17 protein-coding genes and 2 rRNA genes (1 of these 19 running past the window's edge) are annotated in these 19214 nt (G+C 42.5%); 11 read left to right on the top strand and 8 right to left on the bottom strand.

What is annotated here, in order from left to right; translation table 11 throughout:
- The first annotated feature begins 138 nt into the window (after positions 1 to 138).
- On the top strand, positions 139 to 1815 hold the full coding sequence (gene pilB / locus HYD28_05150; GenBank protein QLE08399.1) for a type IV-A pilus assembly ATPase PilB: 1677 nt from the start codon (positions 139 to 141) through the stop codon (positions 1813 to 1815).
- A 74-nt stretch (positions 1816 to 1889) separates the two neighbouring features.
- Positions 1890 to 2123 (top strand): DNA gyrase inhibitor YacG, encoded by a 234-nt coding sequence (yacG, locus tag HYD28_05145; protein QLE08398.1) that lies wholly within the window; start codon positions 1890 to 1892, stop codon positions 2121 to 2123.
- 62 nt (positions 2124 to 2185) lie between these two features.
- Here yacG and HYD28_05140 read toward each other — a convergent pair whose 3' ends face one another.
- Positions 2186 to 2704 carry a Spy/CpxP family protein refolding chaperone gene (locus tag HYD28_05140; GenBank protein ID QLE08397.1) on the bottom strand — a complete coding sequence of 173 codons (519 nt, stop codon included), beginning with the start codon at positions 2702 to 2704 and terminating at the stop codon, positions 2186 to 2188.
- A gap of 171 nt (positions 2705 to 2875) precedes the next feature.
- Here HYD28_05140 and HYD28_05135 point away from each other — a divergent pair, with 171 nt between their 5' ends.
- Genes HYD28_05135 through HYD28_05125 form a run of 3 tightly spaced genes read left to right on the top strand, consistent with a single transcriptional unit; the run spans position 2876 to position 5894 of the window.
- Complete coding sequence (locus HYD28_05135) at positions 2876 to 3565, top strand: response regulator (protein QLE08396.1); 690 nt, start codon at positions 2876 to 2878, stop codon at positions 3563 to 3565.
- A gap of 1 nt (position 3566) precedes the next feature.
- Positions 3567 to 4952, top strand: coding sequence for a HAMP domain-containing protein (locus HYD28_05130; GenBank protein ID QLE08395.1), 1386 nt, complete (start codon positions 3567 to 3569; stop codon positions 4950 to 4952).
- Complete coding sequence (locus HYD28_05125) at positions 4953 to 5894, top strand: alpha/beta fold hydrolase (GenBank protein QLE08394.1); 942 nt, start codon at positions 4953 to 4955, stop codon at positions 5892 to 5894. It abuts the gene before it with no gap.
- Here the strand turns inward: HYD28_05125 and HYD28_05120 are convergent.
- On the bottom strand, positions 5873 to 6781 hold the full coding sequence (locus HYD28_05120; GenBank protein ID QLE08393.1) for a cation diffusion facilitator family transporter: 909 nt from the start codon (positions 6779 to 6781) through the stop codon (positions 5873 to 5875). The two genes, HYD28_05125 and HYD28_05120, sit on opposite strands and share 22 nt — an antisense overlap.
- A 102-nt stretch (positions 6782 to 6883) precedes the next feature.
- Between HYD28_05120 and trmL the strand changes: the two genes are divergently transcribed.
- Both trmL and HYD28_05110 read left to right on the top strand, forming a co-directional pair.
- The gene (trmL, locus tag HYD28_05115) at positions 6884 to 7348 is read left to right on the top strand and encodes a tRNA (uridine(34)/cytosine(34)/5-carboxymethylaminomethyluridine(34)-2'-O)-methyltransferase TrmL (GenBank protein QLE08392.1); all 465 of its coding nucleotides are present in this window, start codon (positions 6884 to 6886) and stop codon (positions 7346 to 7348) included.
- A 291-nt stretch (positions 7349 to 7639) separates the two neighbouring features.
- Positions 7640 to 9337 carry an EAL domain-containing protein gene (locus HYD28_05110; protein QLE08391.1) on the top strand — a complete coding sequence of 566 codons (1698 nt, stop codon included), beginning with the start codon at positions 7640 to 7642 and terminating at the stop codon, positions 9335 to 9337.
- Between the two features lie 82 nt (positions 9338 to 9419).
- On the opposite strand, the gene gpsA is transcribed toward HYD28_05110, so the two are convergent.
- From gpsA to HYD28_05090, 4 genes are read right to left on the bottom strand one after another with little or no spacing between them, the layout of a single operon-like run.
- Positions 9420 to 10427 carry an NAD(P)H-dependent glycerol-3-phosphate dehydrogenase gene (gpsA, locus tag HYD28_05105; protein ID QLE08390.1) on the bottom strand — a complete coding sequence of 336 codons (1008 nt, stop codon included), beginning with the start codon at positions 10425 to 10427 and terminating at the stop codon, positions 9420 to 9422.
- Between the two features lie 3 nt (positions 10428 to 10430).
- Entirely contained in the window at positions 10431 to 10919 is a 489-nt protein-coding gene (gene secB, locus HYD28_05100) for a protein-export chaperone SecB (protein QLE08389.1), read from the bottom strand.
- A 41-nt stretch (positions 10920 to 10960) separates the two neighbouring features.
- A complete protein-coding gene (gene grxC / locus HYD28_05095) occupies positions 10961 to 11218 on the bottom strand; it encodes a glutaredoxin 3 (protein QLE08388.1) in 258 nt (85 codons plus the stop codon).
- A gap of 34 nt (positions 11219 to 11252) precedes the next feature.
- Positions 11253 to 11684 carry a rhodanese-like domain-containing protein gene (locus HYD28_05090; GenBank protein QLE08387.1) on the bottom strand — a complete coding sequence of 144 codons (432 nt, stop codon included), beginning with the start codon at positions 11682 to 11684 and terminating at the stop codon, positions 11253 to 11255.
- Between the two features lie 192 nt (positions 11685 to 11876).
- Here HYD28_05090 and HYD28_05085 point away from each other — a divergent pair, with 192 nt between their 5' ends.
- From HYD28_05085 to HYD28_05070, 4 genes are read left to right on the top strand one after another with little or no spacing between them, the layout of a single operon-like run.
- Complete coding sequence (locus HYD28_05085; protein ID QLE08386.1) at positions 11877 to 13421, top strand: 2,3-bisphosphoglycerate-independent phosphoglycerate mutase; 1545 nt, start codon at positions 11877 to 11879, stop codon at positions 13419 to 13421.
- Between the two features lie 3 nt (positions 13422 to 13424).
- A complete protein-coding gene (locus HYD28_05080; GenBank protein ID QLE08385.1) occupies positions 13425 to 14564 on the top strand; it encodes a peptidoglycan DD-metalloendopeptidase family protein in 1140 nt (379 codons plus the stop codon).
- A gap of 35 nt (positions 14565 to 14599) precedes the next feature.
- Positions 14600 to 15868: a S41 family peptidase gene (locus tag HYD28_05075; GenBank protein ID QLE08384.1), complete on the top strand. Its 1269-nt coding sequence runs from the start codon at positions 14600 to 14602 to the stop codon at positions 15866 to 15868.
- A 35-nt stretch (positions 15869 to 15903) separates the two neighbouring features.
- Positions 15904 to 16662: a divergent polysaccharide deacetylase family protein gene (locus HYD28_05070; protein QLE08383.1), complete on the top strand. Its 759-nt coding sequence runs from the start codon at positions 15904 to 15906 to the stop codon at positions 16660 to 16662.
- A gap of 317 nt (positions 16663 to 16979) precedes the next feature.
- Here the strand turns inward: HYD28_05070 and rrf are convergent.
- Both rrf and HYD28_05060 read right to left on the bottom strand, forming a co-directional pair.
- A 5S ribosomal RNA gene (gene rrf / locus HYD28_05065) occupies positions 16980 to 17094 on the bottom strand.
- Positions 17095 to 17200: 106 nt separating this feature from the next.
- A 23S ribosomal RNA gene (locus HYD28_05060) occupies positions 17201 to 19214 on the bottom strand; it runs 896 nt beyond the window's last position.

Here is a 19214-nt window from a genome sequence, read left to right as displayed (position 1 = left end):
AAGTACCAACAAGCATTCTAAATGACTGAGTTTATGGTGAAATTATTTTGCAATTTTTCCTAAATCAGACAAGACTGATGTAATAGCCTTACTTTTTCTGTTAGATTGTGGCAAATAAAGGATCAAACTAGGTGTTCAATGAATATAAACTCACCGCTACTTAGAAAATTTATTACACTCGGTCGTATTGATGCAGAGACCGTAAAATCAAAGCAGCGCGAATACAGCTCTACTGCCGAGCTTATTTCTAAAACATGTGGAATGGATGGGCATGAACTTGCGGAGCAATGTACAGACCTATTTCGTGTGCCTTATTTTGATATTAGAGATTTTGATGTAGCGTATATTTCTGAAGAGCTTATTAAAGACAAACTCATTCGTGAACACCATATTCTGCCGTTAGTAAAAAAAGGCCGTAAGCTCTATATTGCCGCCTCAGATCCGACCGACTACGGTGCATTTGAAAACTTTGAATTTAGTACCGGTCTTTCATGCGAAGTGGTCGTTGTTGATTATCTTCAACTTGAAAACAAAATTGAGCAATTACTTGATGCTGCAGGAAGCTTGCATCTAAGTGAAAGCGAATTCAAAGAGCTTGGGGATTTAGAATCAGAGAGCCCACAAAACTTAGCACCTAAAGATGAAGACAAAGACGATGCCCCTATTATTGTTTACATCAATAAGATTTTGATGGATGCGATTAAAAAAGGTGCCTCGGATCTGCATTTTGAACCTTATGAACACCGCTACCGTGTGCGTTTCCGTATCGATGGTATTTTGCATGAAATGGCAAGCCCACCCAATAGCTTAGCCAGCCGTTTATCGGCGCGGATCAAGGTAATGTCACGACTTGATATCGCAGAAAAACGTAAACCTCAAGACGGCCGTATTAAGCTTAAAATTACTGAACGAAAAAGTATCGATTTCCGTGTCAGTACATTACCGACCCTTTGGGGCGAGAAAATCGTTATGCGTATTCTCGACTCATCAAGTGCTATGCTGGGTATCGATGTTCTTGGTTATGAACCAGAGCAGAAAAAGCTGTATATGGATGCACTTGATCAACCACAAGGCATGATCTTAGTAACGGGTCCTACTGGTTCTGGTAAAACAGTATCATTGTATACAGGTTTGAATATTCTCAACCAGCCAGAACGTAACATCAGTACAGCCGAAGATCCTGTTGAGATAAACCTTGAAGGGATTAACCAAGTACAGATCAATCCGAAAGCAGATATGACCTTTGCCAATGCATTAAAAGCCTTTTTACGACAAGATCCTGATGTGGTGATGGTTGGTGAGATCCGTGACCTTGAAACAGCTGAAATTGCTATTAAAGCGGCACAAACAGGTCACTTGGTATTATCTACCCTGCATACAAACTCAGCACCTGAAACCCTCACCCGTCTTTTGAACATGGGTGTACCAGCTTACAACGTAGCTAGCTCAATCAGCCTTATTATTGCTCAGCGTCTAGCGAGACGTCTTTGCCCTAAGTGTAAAACGCCAGAAACACTTCCTGAAGAAGAGCTGATTCGCCAAGGTTTTGATAAAGATAAGCTCAGTGAAGTCCAGTTATTTGCACCAAATGGTTGTGATAGTTGTACAGATGGCTATAAGGGTCGAGTTGGTGTTTACGAGGTAATGCAAATTACCCCTGAAATCGCGCAAATCATTATGCGTGGTGGTAATTCGCTAGAAATTGCTGAAGTAGCGCTTCGTTCAGGCTTTAATAATCTGCGTTTATCTGGTCTTAAAAAAGCTGCCGATGGAGTTACCTCATTGAAAGAAATAAACCGAGTAACGAGTTTTTAAAACAAATTCGTTACTGGATTATCAGCTAACTGTTCAGTAAGATCTGACTAAAGTGCTTATTTAAGAGTTATTCCATGCCAACAGTTGTAAACTGCCCAACATGTAAATCAAAAGTCGAATGGTCGGAGCAGAGTCCGCATCGCCCATTTTGTTCAAAACGCTGCCAGCTAATTGATTTAGGCGAGTGGTCGTTTGAAAATAATAAAATTTCTAGTCCTATCAACAATGCCAATGAGCTAAGCCAAGATATGATTGAAGACATCGAAGCGATGCTGGCTAAAAATGATGATGCATTCTTTAAAGAATAAAGTCTGATTGCAGTGTAATACAAAAAATGCGGCATTTGCCGCATTTTCATATACATTTACTTTTAACCTTCTGAACGCTCGCCTTTATTCAGGCCATAATGGCCCTTTTTGTGACCTTTTTTACGAAGGTGCTGTTTGATTTTTTGATAACTTTCGCGCTGCTCTGCATTCAAAACTTGCCAAATTGCATGGTCAGATTTCATTTTCAGCATTGCAAACTGCTGGCCTTTTTCTTGGCGAGCTTTAATCAGCTCCAATGCGGCATTTTCGTCAAATGCTTTCGTTGCTAATAACGCATCCATTTTCTCTTTGTGTGCTGCACGAGAGGCTTTCATTGCATCTTTATCACCGCGAAGTGCTGCAAATTGCGATTTTTGCTCAGCAAAAATCGCTTTTAGTTGCGTTTGCTGATCTTCGCTAAGTTGTAACTTATCAATGCCGCGCTCAGAAAGTAAAAAACGAGCCTGCGGGTTCATACCACGGTTAAAGTCACCTTTCGCCATTGCTGAAGTAGCACCTACACTGGCTGCTGCTAAACCACAAACAAGTACGAATTTAGAAAGCTTTTTTGAAATAGTCATAATCATTACCTTTTGTTGGGTTGTGCTTTACTGTCGTTTCCGACCAATGTGATAACTATATCTAACTCAATGCAAATGAACGCAAACCAGTGTAAAGGTTGTGTAAAGATTCACCTTTACACAATTTAGTGAGTAAAATAGCCTTAAAGAAGTAAATAGCTAGGTGTCAAAATGAAACTATTGATGATCGACGACGATACAGGATTGTGTGAATTACTCAGCGAGTACTTATCAGCACAAGGTTTTACAGTAGAGTGTGTTCATGATGGTGCTGAGGGCCTAAAACAAGCTATTAAGCATAGCTATGAGCTCATATTGCTTGATGTTATGTTGCCATCTATGGATGGCTTTGAGGTGTTAAAACAATTAAGACAGCATAAGCTTACCCCAGTGATCATGCTAACCGCGAAAGGCGAAGACTTTGATCGCATCTTTGGTTTAGAACTGGGCGCAGATGATTATATTCCTAAGCCATTTAACCACAGAGAGCTGCTAGCCCGCGTTAAAGCAATAACCCGTCGTATAGAGCATATCAATAGCTTATCGAGTCAACATGCCAGCTCATTGAGTGTAAACAGTATCAATATCAATTTCGCAACGCGAGAGGCTTCGGTAAACGACATCGTACTGAGCCTAACAGGCACTGAATATGAAATTCTTACTATGCTCGTACAGCATGCAGGTGAAGTGATAAGTAAAGAACAAATAAGTGAGCAAGTCCTGGGTAGACGCCTCGCCCCTTTTGACCGCTCAATCGATATGCATGTAAGTAACATTCGTAAAAAGATTGCAGAACACGTGAGTAATGAACGGATCAAAACCATGCGTGGCAGTGGTTATGTACTAATACAAGGCGAATAATATGCAAACACCGAGCTGGCTAAAGCATCCCCGCCACTATTTATTTTTAAAAATCTTTGCCTGGTTTTGGGTTACTGTCATAGCCACTATCACTATATTGGTGTTTTTAAGCCAGTTAACGAGCAATGTAGGCAATGATGACCTGCGTGGACCCATGCTTAAAAATCTTGAGTACACCGCTAAAAGTATTGAACGCATAGTTGCTAAACACGGTAAATCTACTCAAGAGGTACTATCTCATCCGCGCTTATCCAAACATAAATTATTGTACTTAAATGGTGAGGTGCATGGTGTTGAGATGCTCAGCGAACCGGTATCCAAAGACATTGATTTGAGCTTGCTTAACTTTACCAAATATATGCGTCCGCAAATTATTTTTACCGATGAATATCAAGCCTATGGGCCTGTAGTATTGAATGTACCTGAAGGTAAATTTTATCTCTACGAGATTGATGAAAAACGCAAAAAACCGTTTTTTGTCAGCTTATGGCTGATGCCAATTTGGCTAAAACTACTCATTGCTTTAATTGCTTCATTAATGCTTAGTTTCTTCTTTAGCCGTAATTTAATTGCCCCTATTAATAGTCTAAAAGAAACCGCAAAAAAACTGGCTCATGGTGATTTAACTGCCCGTGCCGATGTATCCCCTACTCGTCAAGATGAGCTAGGTGTACTTGGCCGAGACTTTAATACCATGGCAGTGCAACTTGAGCAGCTTATAAGCGCCCAAAAGCGATTACTCGCAGATATTTCCCATGAACTACGCTCACCATTAACGCGTTTAAAAATGGCCACGGGACTTGCGCAAATGCAAGCCGATGACGCACAAAACGCTTATTTAGAACGCATTGAAAAAGAGGCAAATCAGCTCGATAAAATGATTGCTGATGTCCTCCAAGTATCTCGCTTAGAGGCTAAAAGCCAAACACTGGCGTTAAGTAAACAATCTCTGCAAGTGATTGTTGATCACGTACTAAACGATGCTAAATTTGAAGCCAAGCAAAATAATAAAGAGCTCATTGTCAATGGGGCACTAACAGCCGACATCAAATGTGACGAAACCTTAATTGCCAGCGCCCTCGAGAATGTTCTACGTAATGCGATTAAATACGCTGAGCACTCTATTTCAATAGGTTTAATTGAATCAGATGCTATCTACATCACTATTTGTGATGACGGTAAAGGGGTTGAAGAAAGTAACCTTGCAAGACTTTGTGAGCCTTTCTTTCGTCAAGAGCATTCCCGCGATAGGAGTACAGGTGGTACCGGTTTAGGTCTTGCAATTGCAAAGAATGCTATCTCAGTACATGATGGTACACTAACACTTGAAAACCAAGAACACGGTGGACTTTGTGTAAACATCCGCCTTCCTTTTAAGAGTGAGTAAATGTTTTATAGCAGCGAAGCAAGCCTTGTCAGTAACATACCTAATATTAATAAGTTCTTTTCTGAGCAATTACAGCAAGACTTTCTGAGTACAGCTCATGGTAAGCTTTATTACGGTTATGCTATTCCTCGCCAAGCAAAAACCGCTGTTGTTATTAGTAGTGGTCGAATAGAGTCTTTGGTTAAATACAAAGAGTTGCTATGGGAGCTATATCAAAATGGCTTTGCTGTTTTTAGTGTTGATCACCAAGGACAAGGCCGCTCTTATCGCCATTTAGAAAACACACATAAAGGCTATGTAAACCGCTTTACTGATTATGCTGATGACTTTGCTATGTTTATAGATAAAGTAGTGAAGCAACACTGGCAAGGAAAACAAGTACTGCTCGGACACTCAATGGGGAGCGCCATTGCCTATGATTACCTGTCACGATATCAACATCAATTTTCGGGGGCATTTTTGTCAGCGCCCATGTTTGATATTTATACCAAAGGGACACCAAAGCCTGTAGCAAAACTGGCTGCTAAAATTGCATCTTTAATTGGTCTTAGCCACAGTTATGCATTTGGCCAAAGCGACTACTTACCGGTCGACTTTGCAGCCAATGAGCTAACCAGTAGTGAAATTCGCTATAAACTGTTCAGAGAGCTGTATGCTGCAGAAAATGATTTACAGTTAGGTGGGGTAACCTATGGTTGGCTCAATGCATCGTTTGATTTTATCGCCTCTTTAGTCGATAAAAAAGTCGATATTCCTTTGTTTATCGCCAGTGCTGAGCAAGATACAGTGGTCGATAACGCCGCTCAGTTTGCACTTACACATAAACAAAAACAGGCACAACTAAAAAGCTATGCTGGTGCACGCCACGAACTGTTATGTGAACGCGACGAGATAAGGCAGGCTGTACTCAGTGATTTTTATCAGTTTTGTGCTGCACTTTGACGTGTTTTATTAACCACTGAAAGCGGGTCTAGGTGCATGAGAATATCCATTTCACAATCAAAATGTGTTTGAATTAAGGCCTCTACTTCATCTGCGACTTGATGCGCCCTGATCAATGATAATGAATCTTCAAGCTCTAAATGCATCTGAATAAACTTAATTTTACCACCTTGGCGAGTACGGATATCATGGGCGCCAAACACGTCTTGATGACTATTCACAATCTCCAATATTTGTTGTTTCTCTTCATCAGGAAGCTCTTTATCCATTAAGTGGTCAGCACTTTCGCGAGCAATATCCCAGCTGTTATAAAGCAAATAAACAGCCACACCAATAGCAAACAATGGATCGGCATAAGCGACACCGTACTTAGCTAATACGATTGCCAGTAATACAGCCAAGTTTAAGATTAAATCGCCTTTATAATGAATAGAGTCTGCTTTTATCGCAATTGACTCAGTGTGATTAATCACTTTTGTTTGAACAAATACCACCACAAGCGTACAAACGATAGCAAAAATACTAACCCAAATACCGAGATCAGAGTGCTTTAAAATAACAGGGTTAAATAAGCGCTCAACAGCATGAAAAGCTAAGAAACAACCCGAGCCGGCAATAAAAGCGGCTTGTGCAAGCCCAGCTAACGCTTCAGCTTTACCGTGACCAAAGCGATGATCATCATCAGCAGGACGTAATGCATAACCTAGGACTAAAAAGCTCATCAGTGATGCAGTGATATCCATTAACGAATCAGTCAATGAACCGAGCATCGAGGCTGAGCCTGATGCAAGCCAAGCCCAGCTTTTTGCCGCGATCATCAAACTCACCATTACAATGGTGACTAGACTGGCTGTTCTAACCCAAAACTCATAACTACGATGCTGCACAACAACTTACCTTCAGAGAGTAACTAGACTGAGTATATCATCTTTTCATTCTAGTTCGTGTATACTCAGCAGCAGATCTAATCCTTTTTAAATGAGATTCAAATGCTTGATATTGTGTTGTACCAACCAGAAATTCCACCGAACACGGGTAATATCATTCGCTTATGCGCGAACACGGGTTATGCGCTGCACCTAATTGAACCACTTGGTTTTGAGTGGGATGATAAACGGGTCAAACGTGCTGGTCTTGATTATCATGAATTTAGCCATGTACAGCGCCATGCGTCGTTTGAAGCATATCTTGAAAAGTGCCAGCCGAAAAAAGTCTATGCGTGTACCACTAAAGGCAGCCAATTTCACCACCAAGCGCAATACCAACCAGGCGATTGTTTAGTGTTTGGTCCAGAAACCCGCGGCCTACCTGATGAGCTCATTCAATCATTACCTAAAGAGCAGCGAGTTCGCATTCCGATGCAAAAAGATAGCCGTAGCATGAACTTATCTAACTCTGTGGCTGTATTTGTTTATGAGTCTTGGCGTCAACTGGGGTTTGTGAACGGTCAATAACTTATTGAAAAAACGCTCGTAATAAATATTTACTAATTGTTTAGCACGACCATTTTTTATGGACTAACCTAAATAGGTTAGTTTGTTCCCTAAAGATGGATTTTAATGCGCTTTTTCGCCCAAGTAGGCAGTATCATTTTACTGATGCAGCACTTTTCTAGTGCTGCTTCTACTGCTGTTTCAAATCCCACTATCTCGCAAGCCCCAAACATAGCGCCCCTTTTACTGCTGATTCTTTTAGCTATTGTCATCCTTGTTGGAGCGGTCATCTATTATCAAAGAAATCAAAAGATGACGCTATTGGATGCCCTACTCTCTCAGTCTAAAGATGGAATTTGGGTCAGCGATGAGCAGTTTCGGATCATAGAAATCAATAACGCATTTAGTGAAATATCGGGTTATAAAAAAAACGATGTACTTGGCAAAAAATTCAAAGCATTAACGCAAGCTGGTCGCGATAAGCAACTCGAAGAAATCATACAACAGGAGTTAAGTAATGACGGTTATTGGTCTGGCGAAATTTGGAATTTACGTAGAGATGGGCAACCCTACGCCATTGATTTGTGTATAACAAAAGTGACCACACCACGCTTTGCGAAAAGCTCTGTAAGATACGTTGGTATGTTTTCTGATGTGACTGCTCGTAAGAATAACGAGCGAGCTATGCTCAAGCTCACTACCAAAGACAGCATAACAGGCTTATCAAACCGCGCCATTTTTATAGAATCACTTGAAAAAGCAATTAAAGCCTGTAATGACACTTACCCAAGCCTGTTGATCATCTTTATCGACATAGACAATTTCAAAAAAATTAATGACTCACTGGGCCACACGATTGGCGATGTTCTGTTAAAAGAAGTCGCCTGTCGTTTAACCGACTCCCTAAATTCAGGCTTTACTATTGCAAGAATTGGTGCTGATGAATTCGCGGTACTGGTGCCGCCCTACCTATACTCTGGCAAAACGGTGTTCTTCGCCAAAAAGACCGCAGACATCGTACTACAACAATTTAAGACCCCTTTTATGTTAGATGGTTTTGAAACCTCGCTAACAGCGTGTTGTGGCCTTGCTATCTACCCAGACAATGCATACAACTGTGAAAACTTAATGCGCAGCGCAAATAGTGCCCTAAATCATGCTAAGAAAATGGGCCGTAATACTTATCAGTTTTTTGATAAAGACCGCCACACGCTCGACCCAACCGAATTAACCAAAGAAAGCGCTTTATTTAGAGCGATTACCAACAATGAGTTTGAGCTTTACTTTCAACCTAAGTTTGATGCTCAGCACAACCAATTGTACGGTTTTGAGGCTTTAGTTCGTTGGCCACAAGAGGATGGCAGCATCATTATTCCTGATGAGTTTATTCCTCTCGCAGAACAAAATGGGGCAATTATTCCGCTCACCCAATTACTGATGGAGCAACTTCTTAATCAGCTGGCTCAGTGGCGAAAGCAAAGCATTTCATTTGGTAATGTAGCTATTAATATTTCAGCCTTACACTTTCAACAAAGCAGCCTTATCGAAACGCTAATCGACAACTTGGCTAAATTTGACGTGCCTGCACATTGCTTAGAACTTGAAATCACTGAAAGCGCCATGATGGATAACCCTGAGTTTGCAGAACAGCAAATGAAACGGATTAAATCAATTGGTGTACATATCGCGCTTGATGACTTTGGCACTGGCCATTCATCGCTAAGTTACCTAAAGCGTTTTCCAATAGATACGCTCAAAATCGACAAGTCATTCGTAAAAGACATCGATAAGAATGAACAAGATCGCAATATCACTGCCACCATAGTGCGACTAGCTAAATATTTGGATATAAATGTGGTTGCTGAAGGAGTGGAAACTGAGGAGCAGGCCTATATGCTGCATATTATGGGTTGTCATTTCCAGCAAGGTTATTATTACTGTAAACCATTAAAAGCCGAGCAAGTCAGCGAATTTATTAATGACACGTTAGAGAACCAGCAATCTAGCTAGCAGTTAAAATTGCAAATAAAAAACGCGATTCATGAATCGCGTTTTTTATTTTACAGTGCACAATCTGAATTTTTAAGATTGTTTATTCGGATTTTTGCTCACGGCCAAGCAACGCCATCGCAGCTTCTTTTACATCTTTATTTTCATAAAGCACTTTGTAAATTTGCTCCGTAATTGGCATTTCTATGCCTGTACGCTCAGCAAGTAGGTACACTTCTTTGGTATTTCTATAGCCTTCTACGACCTGACCTATTGATTCAATCGCAGCTTCAACCCCTTCACCTTTACCAAGCGCAAGACCAAAACGACGGTTACGAGATTGGTTATCTGTACAGGTTAAGATTAAGTCACCAAGGCCAGCCATCCCCATAAAGGTATCTGAACGAGCACCTAATGCACAACCTAAACGACAAAGCTCAGCTAAACCACGAGTGATCAAGGCTGTTCGTGCATTAGCACCAAAACCAAAGCCGTCAGACATACCTGCGCCAATTGCAATCACATTTTTAACCGCGCCGCCAAGTTGTATACCAATGAAATCATCATTGTTATACACCCTAAATGAACGTCCACAGTGTAAAAGGTCTGCCAGCTGCTTTGCAAAATCTTTAGAAGTCGACGATACCGAAATAGCCGTTGGTAAGCCCATTGCCATTTCTTTAGCAAAAGTAGGCCCAGAAAGCACAGCCAATGGGATATCATCCCCAAGCTCTTGCACTGCTACTTCTTGCAATAAACGGCCAGTATTAGGTTCTAAGCCTTTAGTAGCCCATGCAACTTCGGCACCTTCTGACAACCAAGGTTTAATTTTTTGAAGCGTACCTGCAAACGCATGACTTGGCACAACAACAAGAATGATCTTGCTTGCTTTAACTGCCGTTTCTAAATTAGCTTCTAGTTGAAGCGTTTCAGGAAAGCTAACATCAGGAACATAACGTTGATTCTTCCGCTCAGCTGCAAGCGTAGCAACGTCATCGCTATTGCGGCCCCACAAGGTAACTGGGTGACCATTTCTGGCAAAGCAAATAGCAAGGGCGGTGCCATAAGACCCCGCCCCTAATACTGTAACAGCTGATTGTGCTGTACTCATAGCTTATGCGTCTGCAGTTGCCTGTTGGTCTTGAGCAGCACGTTGTTGCATGTATTGAGCAAATAGTGCGTCAAAGTTAACTGGCGCTAAGTTTAATTGTGGGAAAGTACCACGGTTAACTAGGTTTGATACTGCTTCACGAGCGTAAGGGAAAAGTACGTTCGGGCAGAAAGCACCTAACATGTGCGCAAGCTGAACTTCTTCAACTTCACCGATAGTGAAAATACCCGCTTGTTGGATTTCACAAAGGAATGCTGTTTCTTCACCGATTGAAGCCGTCACAGTTAAAGCAAGAACAACTTCAAACACGCCTTCTTCTAATTTGTTAGAACGAGTATCTAAGTCTAGCTTAACTTCAGGGGTCCACTCTTTTTGGAAAATAGCAGGTGAATTAGGTGTCTCAAAAGAAACATCTTTAGTATAAATGCGTTGAATTGAGAATTGAGCGCCTGCTTGTTGTTCTGCTGCTGCGTTTTGATTTTCTTCGTTCATTGTAATTCCTAACTTGTATTCGTTTTTATATTTAAAATTTATTAAGCGTTAAGCTTTGCGTCTAAAAGGCCTTGCGCTTCAATTGCCATCATGTCGTCACAACCGCCGATATGTTCATCATTAATGAAAATTTGCGGAACCGTGTAACCACCATTAGCTTTGTCGATCATTTCATCACGACGCTCAGGGTGAACACCAATATCGATATTCGTGTAGTTTACACCTTTGCTCTCTAATAACGCCAAAGCGCGTTGGCAGAATGGACAGTATGCTTTGGTGTAAAGAACAACTTTACTCATAATAATTCCTCTATCGGGCTGTTAGCTGCTTTGTTTAACGACCGGTCGTTGTTGGTAAGCTAGCTGATTGCCAAGCGCCCATACCGCCCGCTAATACATAAACACGCTCAAAACCTGCTTTATGCATTGCAGTTCCGATACCTGAGGCAGTCATGCCCGTGGTACATACTAGTATAATGGGTTTAGTCTTAAACTTTTCAAGGCTTGAAAAATCAGATTGCTTTGCTTTTTCTGGATTTAAGTGAGTTGCGCCTGCAATACGGCCAGAGTTAAACTCTTTTTGTGAACGTATATCAACGACTTGACCATCATCACGGTTAATTAGCAAAGTAAGTTGCTGTGGATTGATTTGACGAATAGCCGAAAATTTACTTTTAAACCAACTGCTGATCAGCATTGCGACTAATGCCAACCAGATAATGCTCAAAACCGGATGATTTGAGATAAATTCAATATATTGATCCATGCGTTTTCCACTAAGAAATTTAGGTGCCACAGCGCATAGCCATGGGTTAATTAAAATTTGCCACGCAAGTATACGTGCTTGAATTGAAAATGCTAGGGCGTGAAATATTTTAATATGACATATTGATAGCTGATCAAAACCATAAAACACGGTATGCTAGTGATATATAAGTGCCAATCTTCAGGAGCTATAATGACAGAGCATAAAAAACCATTGGTATTAATGATCTTAGACGGTTGGGGATACCGTGAAGACACAGAAAGTAACGCTATTCTTGCTGCTAATACCCCAGTACTCGATAACCTTTGGGCAACCCGCCCACATACATTAATTTCAGGTTCGGGACTTGATGTTGGTTTACCTGCAGGACAAATGGGTAACTCTGAAGTAGGCCACGTAAATTTAGGTGCTGGCCGTATTGTTTACCAAGATTTCACTCGCATTACTAAAGCGATTGATGATGGTGAGTTCGATAGCAACCCAGCACTTGTTGATAATATTGACAAAGCTGTAAAGGCTGGCAAAGCCGTTCATATTATGGGTCTTTTAAGCCCAGGTGGTGTTCATAGTCATGAAGATCACATTGTCGCAACGATTGAACTTGCTGCCAAGCGCGGTGCAAAAGAAGTTTACTTTCACGGTTTCTTAGACGGCCGTGACACGCCGCCACGCAGTGCAAAAGCATCAATTGAACGAATCGAAGCCGTATTTACAGAACTTGGCTGCGGCCGTTTAGCTACGCTTGTTGGTCGTTACTATGCAATGGATCGTGATAACCGTTGGAACCGTGTCGAGCTTGCTTATGACGTTATGGTTAGTGGCATTGCTGAATACAGCTATACAGATGGCGTTACCGCACTTGAAGCCGCTTATGCACGTGACGAAAACGATGAATTTGTTGCTGCAACAACTGTTGTGCCAGAGGGCCAATCAGCTGCTGAAATTAATGACGGTGATACAGTTATTTTTGCTAACTTCAGAGCTGACCGAGCACGAGAAATGACTCGTGCCTTTGTTGATGCTGACTTCAGTGGTTTTGATAAGAAAAAATCACCTAAGTTAAGCGCTTTTGTAATGATGACTGAGTATGCAGCAGACATCAAAGCGCCGATTGCATTTGCACCGGAACCCTTAACAAACGTATTGGGCGAATGGTTAGAGAAACAAGGTAAAACACAGCTACGTATTTCTGAAACAGAAAAATACGCACACGTTACCTTCTTCTTCAGCGGTGGCCGTGAAGATGAGTTTGTTGGTGAGACTCGCGAACTGATCCCATCACCTCAAGTAGCAACCTATGATCTGCAACCAGAAATGAACTCTGAAATGCTGACCGATAAACTTGTTGAAGCAATCGCTAGCGGTAAATACGATGCTATCATCTGTAACTACCCTAACGGAGACATGGTAGGTCACTCAGGTGTATTTGAAGCTGCAGTTAAAGCTTGTGAAGCAGTTGATCACTGTATTGGTCGTGTGGTTGCAGCACTTGAAGAACATGGCGGTGAAGCTCTGATCACAGCCGATCATGGCAATGCTGAACAAATGGCTAACCCAGCAACGGGGCAAGCACATACTGCACATACAAGTGAGCCTGTGCCATTTATCTATGTTGGCCGTGATGCAACACCGCATGATGGTAAGACATTAAGTGACGTGGCACCAACCATGCTCCACCTACTCGGCTTAGAGCAGCCAAGTGAAATGACTGGTAAACCAATCATGACGCTGAAATAAGCTATGAGTAAATGTATTAACCACTTCCTTAAAATTGGTTTAATACTGACTTCATTAGTAGCAACTTCGGTTGTTGCTAATGAAGATCAAACCAAAAAAGACCTATCAGATATTCAATCAGCTTTACAAAAAACAGAGGCTGAACTTAAAGGTCAACGCAAGTCAATTGCCCAAATGCGCAAAGATCTCCGCGCCCATGAACTCGACATTGCTAAAAATGCAAAAGCATTAAATCTTGCAGCCCAATCAGTTAAAGAAAACGAGCAACAACAGCGTGAACAGCAAGCAAAGGCACAAAAGCTGAAAGCCCAACAAGCACAGCGACAAACCTTATTAGCTGCACAGTTAAAAAGTGCTTACATGGCTGGTAGCCATGACTACTCAAAAATGCTGCTTAACCAGCAAGACACTGCCAAAATTGAACGTACACTAAGTTATTATAATTACTTAAATAAAGCACGCATCGAACAAATTGAAGAGCTCAAAGCACTGCAGCAAGAAATTGCAGACAACCAAGCTGAACTTGAAAAAACTAAACAACGCCTAGTTGCTTTATATGACGAACAAAAAAGACGTCAGCAAGCCTTAGTCAATGCACAGCAAGAACGTAAAACTAACCTCAATAAACTACAATCAGCATTAAAAGAAACAAAGAGCTCAATTGATTATTTAAAAGAAAACGAGCAAACCCTAATAACCGCAATAGAAGAGCTAGAACAAGAACGAAACCAAAAAGTAGAACTACTAGGCTTACAAAGTAGTAAAGGCAAACTTGACTGGCCAACTAAAGGGTCATTACGCCATCGCTTTGGGCAACGTAAGCACGGCAACATAGATTGGAAAGGCGTACTTATCAGCGCTAAAGAAGGCAGTAATGTAAAAAGCGTACAGAACGGCCAAGTTGTTTACGCTGACTGGCTAAATGGCTTTGGTTGGGTTATCGCTATTGATCATGGCGATGGTTTCATGAGCTTGTATGGCCACGCACAAACTCTACTTCGCGATGTTGGCGACCTTGTTAGAGAAGGGGAGACAATTGCTTTAGTAGGTCAAAGCGGCGGACAACCGGATCCTGGTCTATACTTCGAAATACGCCACAAAGGACGCGCAGTAAATCCTGTAAAATGGTGCAGACGCATTTAATTGATTAAATAGCTGCACTCTATGAGGAGCAGCTGATGCTAAAAACTAAACATTCTTGCAAAGCACACTTTTCCCCAGCTAAGTTTTTCACTCAGCTGTCTTTAGTGATGCTTATAACCTTTCTCTGCCTGATGCTGCAATCGTTTCAGGCTCATTCTAAGCCCTCGTTACAGTCTCTTCAGCATCATGAATTAAACGAAATCCTTTTTAATATTCATACGTATTATGTAGATGATCTTAAACTACAAAATTCATTTGTTAACCAGCCAGATAATTTACAAGTCGAAGAATTGTTCGAACGCCTTGACCCTTACTCAAAGTATCTGGATGAGAATGAGCTCGATGCCATCTTCAGTAGCACTAATGGTCGATACACAGGACTAGGTATCGAAGTCAAAGTAGAAGATGGTCGAGTATTTATAGTCAACATCATTGATAAATCACCTGCAGCAGTTGCTGGTTTACAAGTAAATGATGAAGTTATTGGTATAAATCAACAGCCAATTATAGATAAAAGCATTGAAGAAGTAGCGAAATTAATTCGTGAAAGCGGGCAAAGCGCTGTCGATGTAGCAGTTAAAAGGGAGAAAGAAGCTGAGCTCAACTTCTCGATTAAACGCCAACAAATTAATTTGCAGAGCGTTAGTGGCTATTTAGCAGATACAGGCGTTGCACTAATCAGTATCAATGCATTTAACAATCACACACTGCACGATGTTGCTCGAGAACTTGCAAAAATGCAAGTCACCAATAGCTTTCCACTTTCTGGGCTAATAATTGATTTACGTGACAATCCTGGTGGTACATTACAAGGGGCCATTGAAGTCGCTGATCTGTTTTTAGATAACGGCACTATTGTTTCAACCAGAGGTCGCTTCAACGAAGCCAATCAAAAGTATCAAGCGCATAAGGGTGACATACTCAATGGTGCCCCTATCGCCCTACTTATTAACGAGAACTCAGCATCTGCGGCTGAAATACTCGCTGCAGCATTAAGAGATAATCAACGAGCAGTGCTAATTGGCGAAACCTCATTTGGTAAAGGCTCTGTGCAGTCGCTTATTCCATTAGGTAACGGTAATACGGCATTAAAATTGACCACAGCACGCTATTACACACCTGCAGGTCAATCAATCGATGGTAAAGGGATTCCCCCAGATGTGAGTATTAATCAAACAATGCTTTCAGAAATTGACCAAGACGTTATAATAAAAAACATTCAAGAATTGGCGCTTTTTAGCTCACTTCTAGATAGACAAGACAAAAAGCAACTTACAGCAAAGCAGCTAGTTATTATGCAGTAAGTAAATGCTCACAATGGATATAATAATTACAAAAAGTGAATCTACGAACAGGCTTATTACTCGCCGTATGTTGCCTACCGCTATTCTGCCAAGCAAAGCAAATAGCCATAGTAATCGATGATATAGGTAATCATCAGCGCGATCTTGAAATATTAAAATTACCAGGGCAAGTGACATTCTCAATCTTGCCCCATACCCCCTATTCGCAAATTTTTGCAGAGCGTGCCAGTAAAACTCATAAAGAATTGCTTTTACATGTTCCAATGCAAGCGCTTGATAAAAGCAAAGCGCTTGGTCCAGGAGCCCTAACAGATACCATGACTAAGTCCGAGTTACAAACTACTCTCGGCCATGCGTTAGCCTCATTGCCACAAGTAAAAGGTGTCAATAATCATATGGGGTCTGAGCTAACACAGCTTACTGAGCCTATGAAATGGACCATGGAAGTCCTAAAAAAGCGTGGTTTGTACTTCTTAGATAGTCGAACAACTAGCCAAAGTGAAGCGCAAAATGTTGCCAACCTTTATGGTGTCGCAAACGTATCTCGTCATGTATTCCTTGATAACAATGTCACCCAAAGCCAGCTACAACATCAACTTGAAGAACTAAAGACCAAAGCTGAGCACTTCAACTATGCAATCGCTATTGCACACCCCTACCCAGAAACCGTTGCATTTCTACAGCAAGCACTCCCAAAACTACAACAGCAAGGCTTCGAACTTGTTCCACTCTCACAGCTAGTAGAAACCAAATACATTCAATTAGCCAAGGCTGAACAAAGACAAGGGGAGTAAGCTGAACAAAACACGATTTGCGAGTTAGAAAGAGTAAGTCATAAAGGTTCTAGGTTCTAGGTTCTAGGAAGAGTGTAGTTGTAGGAATGGCTTTAGCCATGAATGTGTTTGTTAAGGTCTAGATTCGGCACTGACGTGCCTCCTACTCGTTTTGTTGCTGAAGGAGTCTCTTCAGTAAACAACCCTACCGCTCAGCTGACATCTAATATCTAACGTCTGATGTCTCTGTGTTTCAGCTGACGTCTGAAAGCTGAAAGCTGACAGCTCCAAACGCAAAAAAGCCCGACTCTTTCGAATCGGGCTTTCTTTAATTTGGAGCCTGGCAATGTCCTACTTTCACATGGCAAATGCCACACTATCATCGGCGCTGTTTCGTTTCACTACTGAGTTCGGCATGGGGTCAGGTGGGTCCAAAACGCTATTGTCACCAAGCAAATTTGGTTTTAATTCGCTCTTTTGAGCAAATTAATAAATCTGGAATTCTGATATCAAGTAAATGTCTACTTTAGTTTCTTAACTTCTGTCTGTTACGCTGTCACAAAACGCGTTTGGCGTTGTATGGTTAAGCCTCACGGGTAATTAGTACAGGTTAGCTTAATGGCTCGCACCACTTCCACATCCTGCCTATCAACGTTGTAGTCTTCAACGGCCCTTCAGAGACTTTAAAAGTCTAGTGAGAACTCATCTCGAGGCCTGCTTCGCGCTTAGATGCTTTCAGCGCTTATCAGTTCCGAACGTAGCTACCGGGCAGTGCCATTGGCATGACAACCCGAACACCAGCGGTTCGTTCACTCCGGTCCTCTCGTACTAGGAGCAACCCCTCTCAATTCTCAAACGCCCACGGCAGATAGGGACCGAACTGTCTCACGACGTTCTAAACCCAGCTCGCGTACCACTTTAAATGGCGAACAGCCATACCCTTGGGACCGACTTCAGCCCCAGGATGTGATGAGCCGACATCGAGGTGCCAAACACCGCCGTCGATATGAACTCTTGGGCGGTATCAGCCTGTTATCCCCGGAGTACCTTTTATCCGTTGAGCGATGGCCCTTCCATTCAGAACCACCGGATCACTATGACCTACTTTCGTACCTGCTCGACGTGTCTGTCTCGCAGTTAAGCTGGCTTCTACCATTACACTAACCGTACGATGTCCGACCGTACTTAGCCAACCTTCGTGCTCCTCCGTTACTCTTTGGGAGGAGACCGCCCCAGTCAAACTACCCACCAGGCACTGTCCGTAACCCCGATTAGGGGCCAACGTTAGAACATCAAAACTACAAGGGTGGTATTTCAAGGACGGCTCCACAAAGACTAGCGTCTCTGCTTCAAAGCCTCCCACCTATCCTACACATGTAGGTTCAATGTTCAGTGCCAAGCTGTAGTAAAGGTTCACGGGGTCTTTCCGTCTAGCCGCGGGTACACAGCATCTTCACTGCGATTTCAATTTCACTGAGTCTCGGGTGGAGACAGCGTGGCCATGGTTACACCATTCGTGCAGGTCGGAACTTACCCGACAAGGAATTTCGCTACCTTAGGACCGTTATAGTTACGGCCGCCGTTTACCGGGGCTTCGATCAAGAGCTTCGTCCGAAAACTAACCCCATCAATTAACCTTCCGGCACCGGGCAGGTGTCACACCGTATACGTCATCTTGCGATTTTGCACAGTGCTGTGTTTTTAATAAACAGTCCCAGCCACCTGGTCACTGCGGCTCCCGTCCGCTTAGAGAGCAAGTCTCATCACAGATAGGAGCGTACCTTCTCCCGAAGTTACGGTACGATTTTGCCTAGTTCCTTCACCCGAGTTCTCTCAAGCGCCTTAGTATTCTCTACCTGACCACCTGTGTCGGTTTGGGGTACGATTCGGTATAATCTGAAGCTTAGAGGCTTTTCCTGGAAGTATGGCATCAACAACTTCACACCCTTGGGTGCTCGTCTCGTGTCTCAGTCTTAAGAGTCCGGATTTTCCTAAACTCTCAACCTACTCACTTTCACATGGACAACCAACGCCATGCTTGTTTAGCCTGCTCCGTCCCCCCATCGCAATTATACCAAGTACGGGAATATTAACCCGTTTCCCATCGACTACGCCTTTCGGCCTCGCCTTAGGGGTCGACTTACCCTACCCTGATTAACATGGGATAGGAACCCTTGGTCTTCCGGCGTGCGGGTTTTTCACCCGCATTATCGTTACTCATGTCAGCATTCGCACTTCTGATACCTCCAGCATACCTCCCGGTACACCTTCAACGGCTTACAGAACGCTCCCCTACCACTCAAACAAAGTTTGAATCCGCAGCTTCGGTGCATAGTTTAGCCCCGTTACATCTTCCGCGCAGACCGACTCGACCAGTGAGCTATTACGCTTTCTTTAAAGGATGGCTGCTTCTAAGCCAACCTCCTGGCTGTCTGGGCCTTTCCACATCGTTTCCCACTTAACTATGACTTTGGGACCTTAGCTGGCGGTCTGGGTTGTTTCCCTCTTCACGACGGACGTTAGCACCCGCCGTGTGTCTCCCGGATAGTACTTTACGGTATTCGGAGTTTGCA

Source organism: Pseudoalteromonas shioyasakiensis (genome assembly GCA_013391845.1).
Taxonomy (GTDB): Bacteria; Pseudomonadota; Gammaproteobacteria; order Enterobacterales; family Alteromonadaceae; genus Pseudoalteromonas; species Pseudoalteromonas apostichopi.
This window is presented reverse-complemented; position numbering and strand designations above follow the sequence as displayed.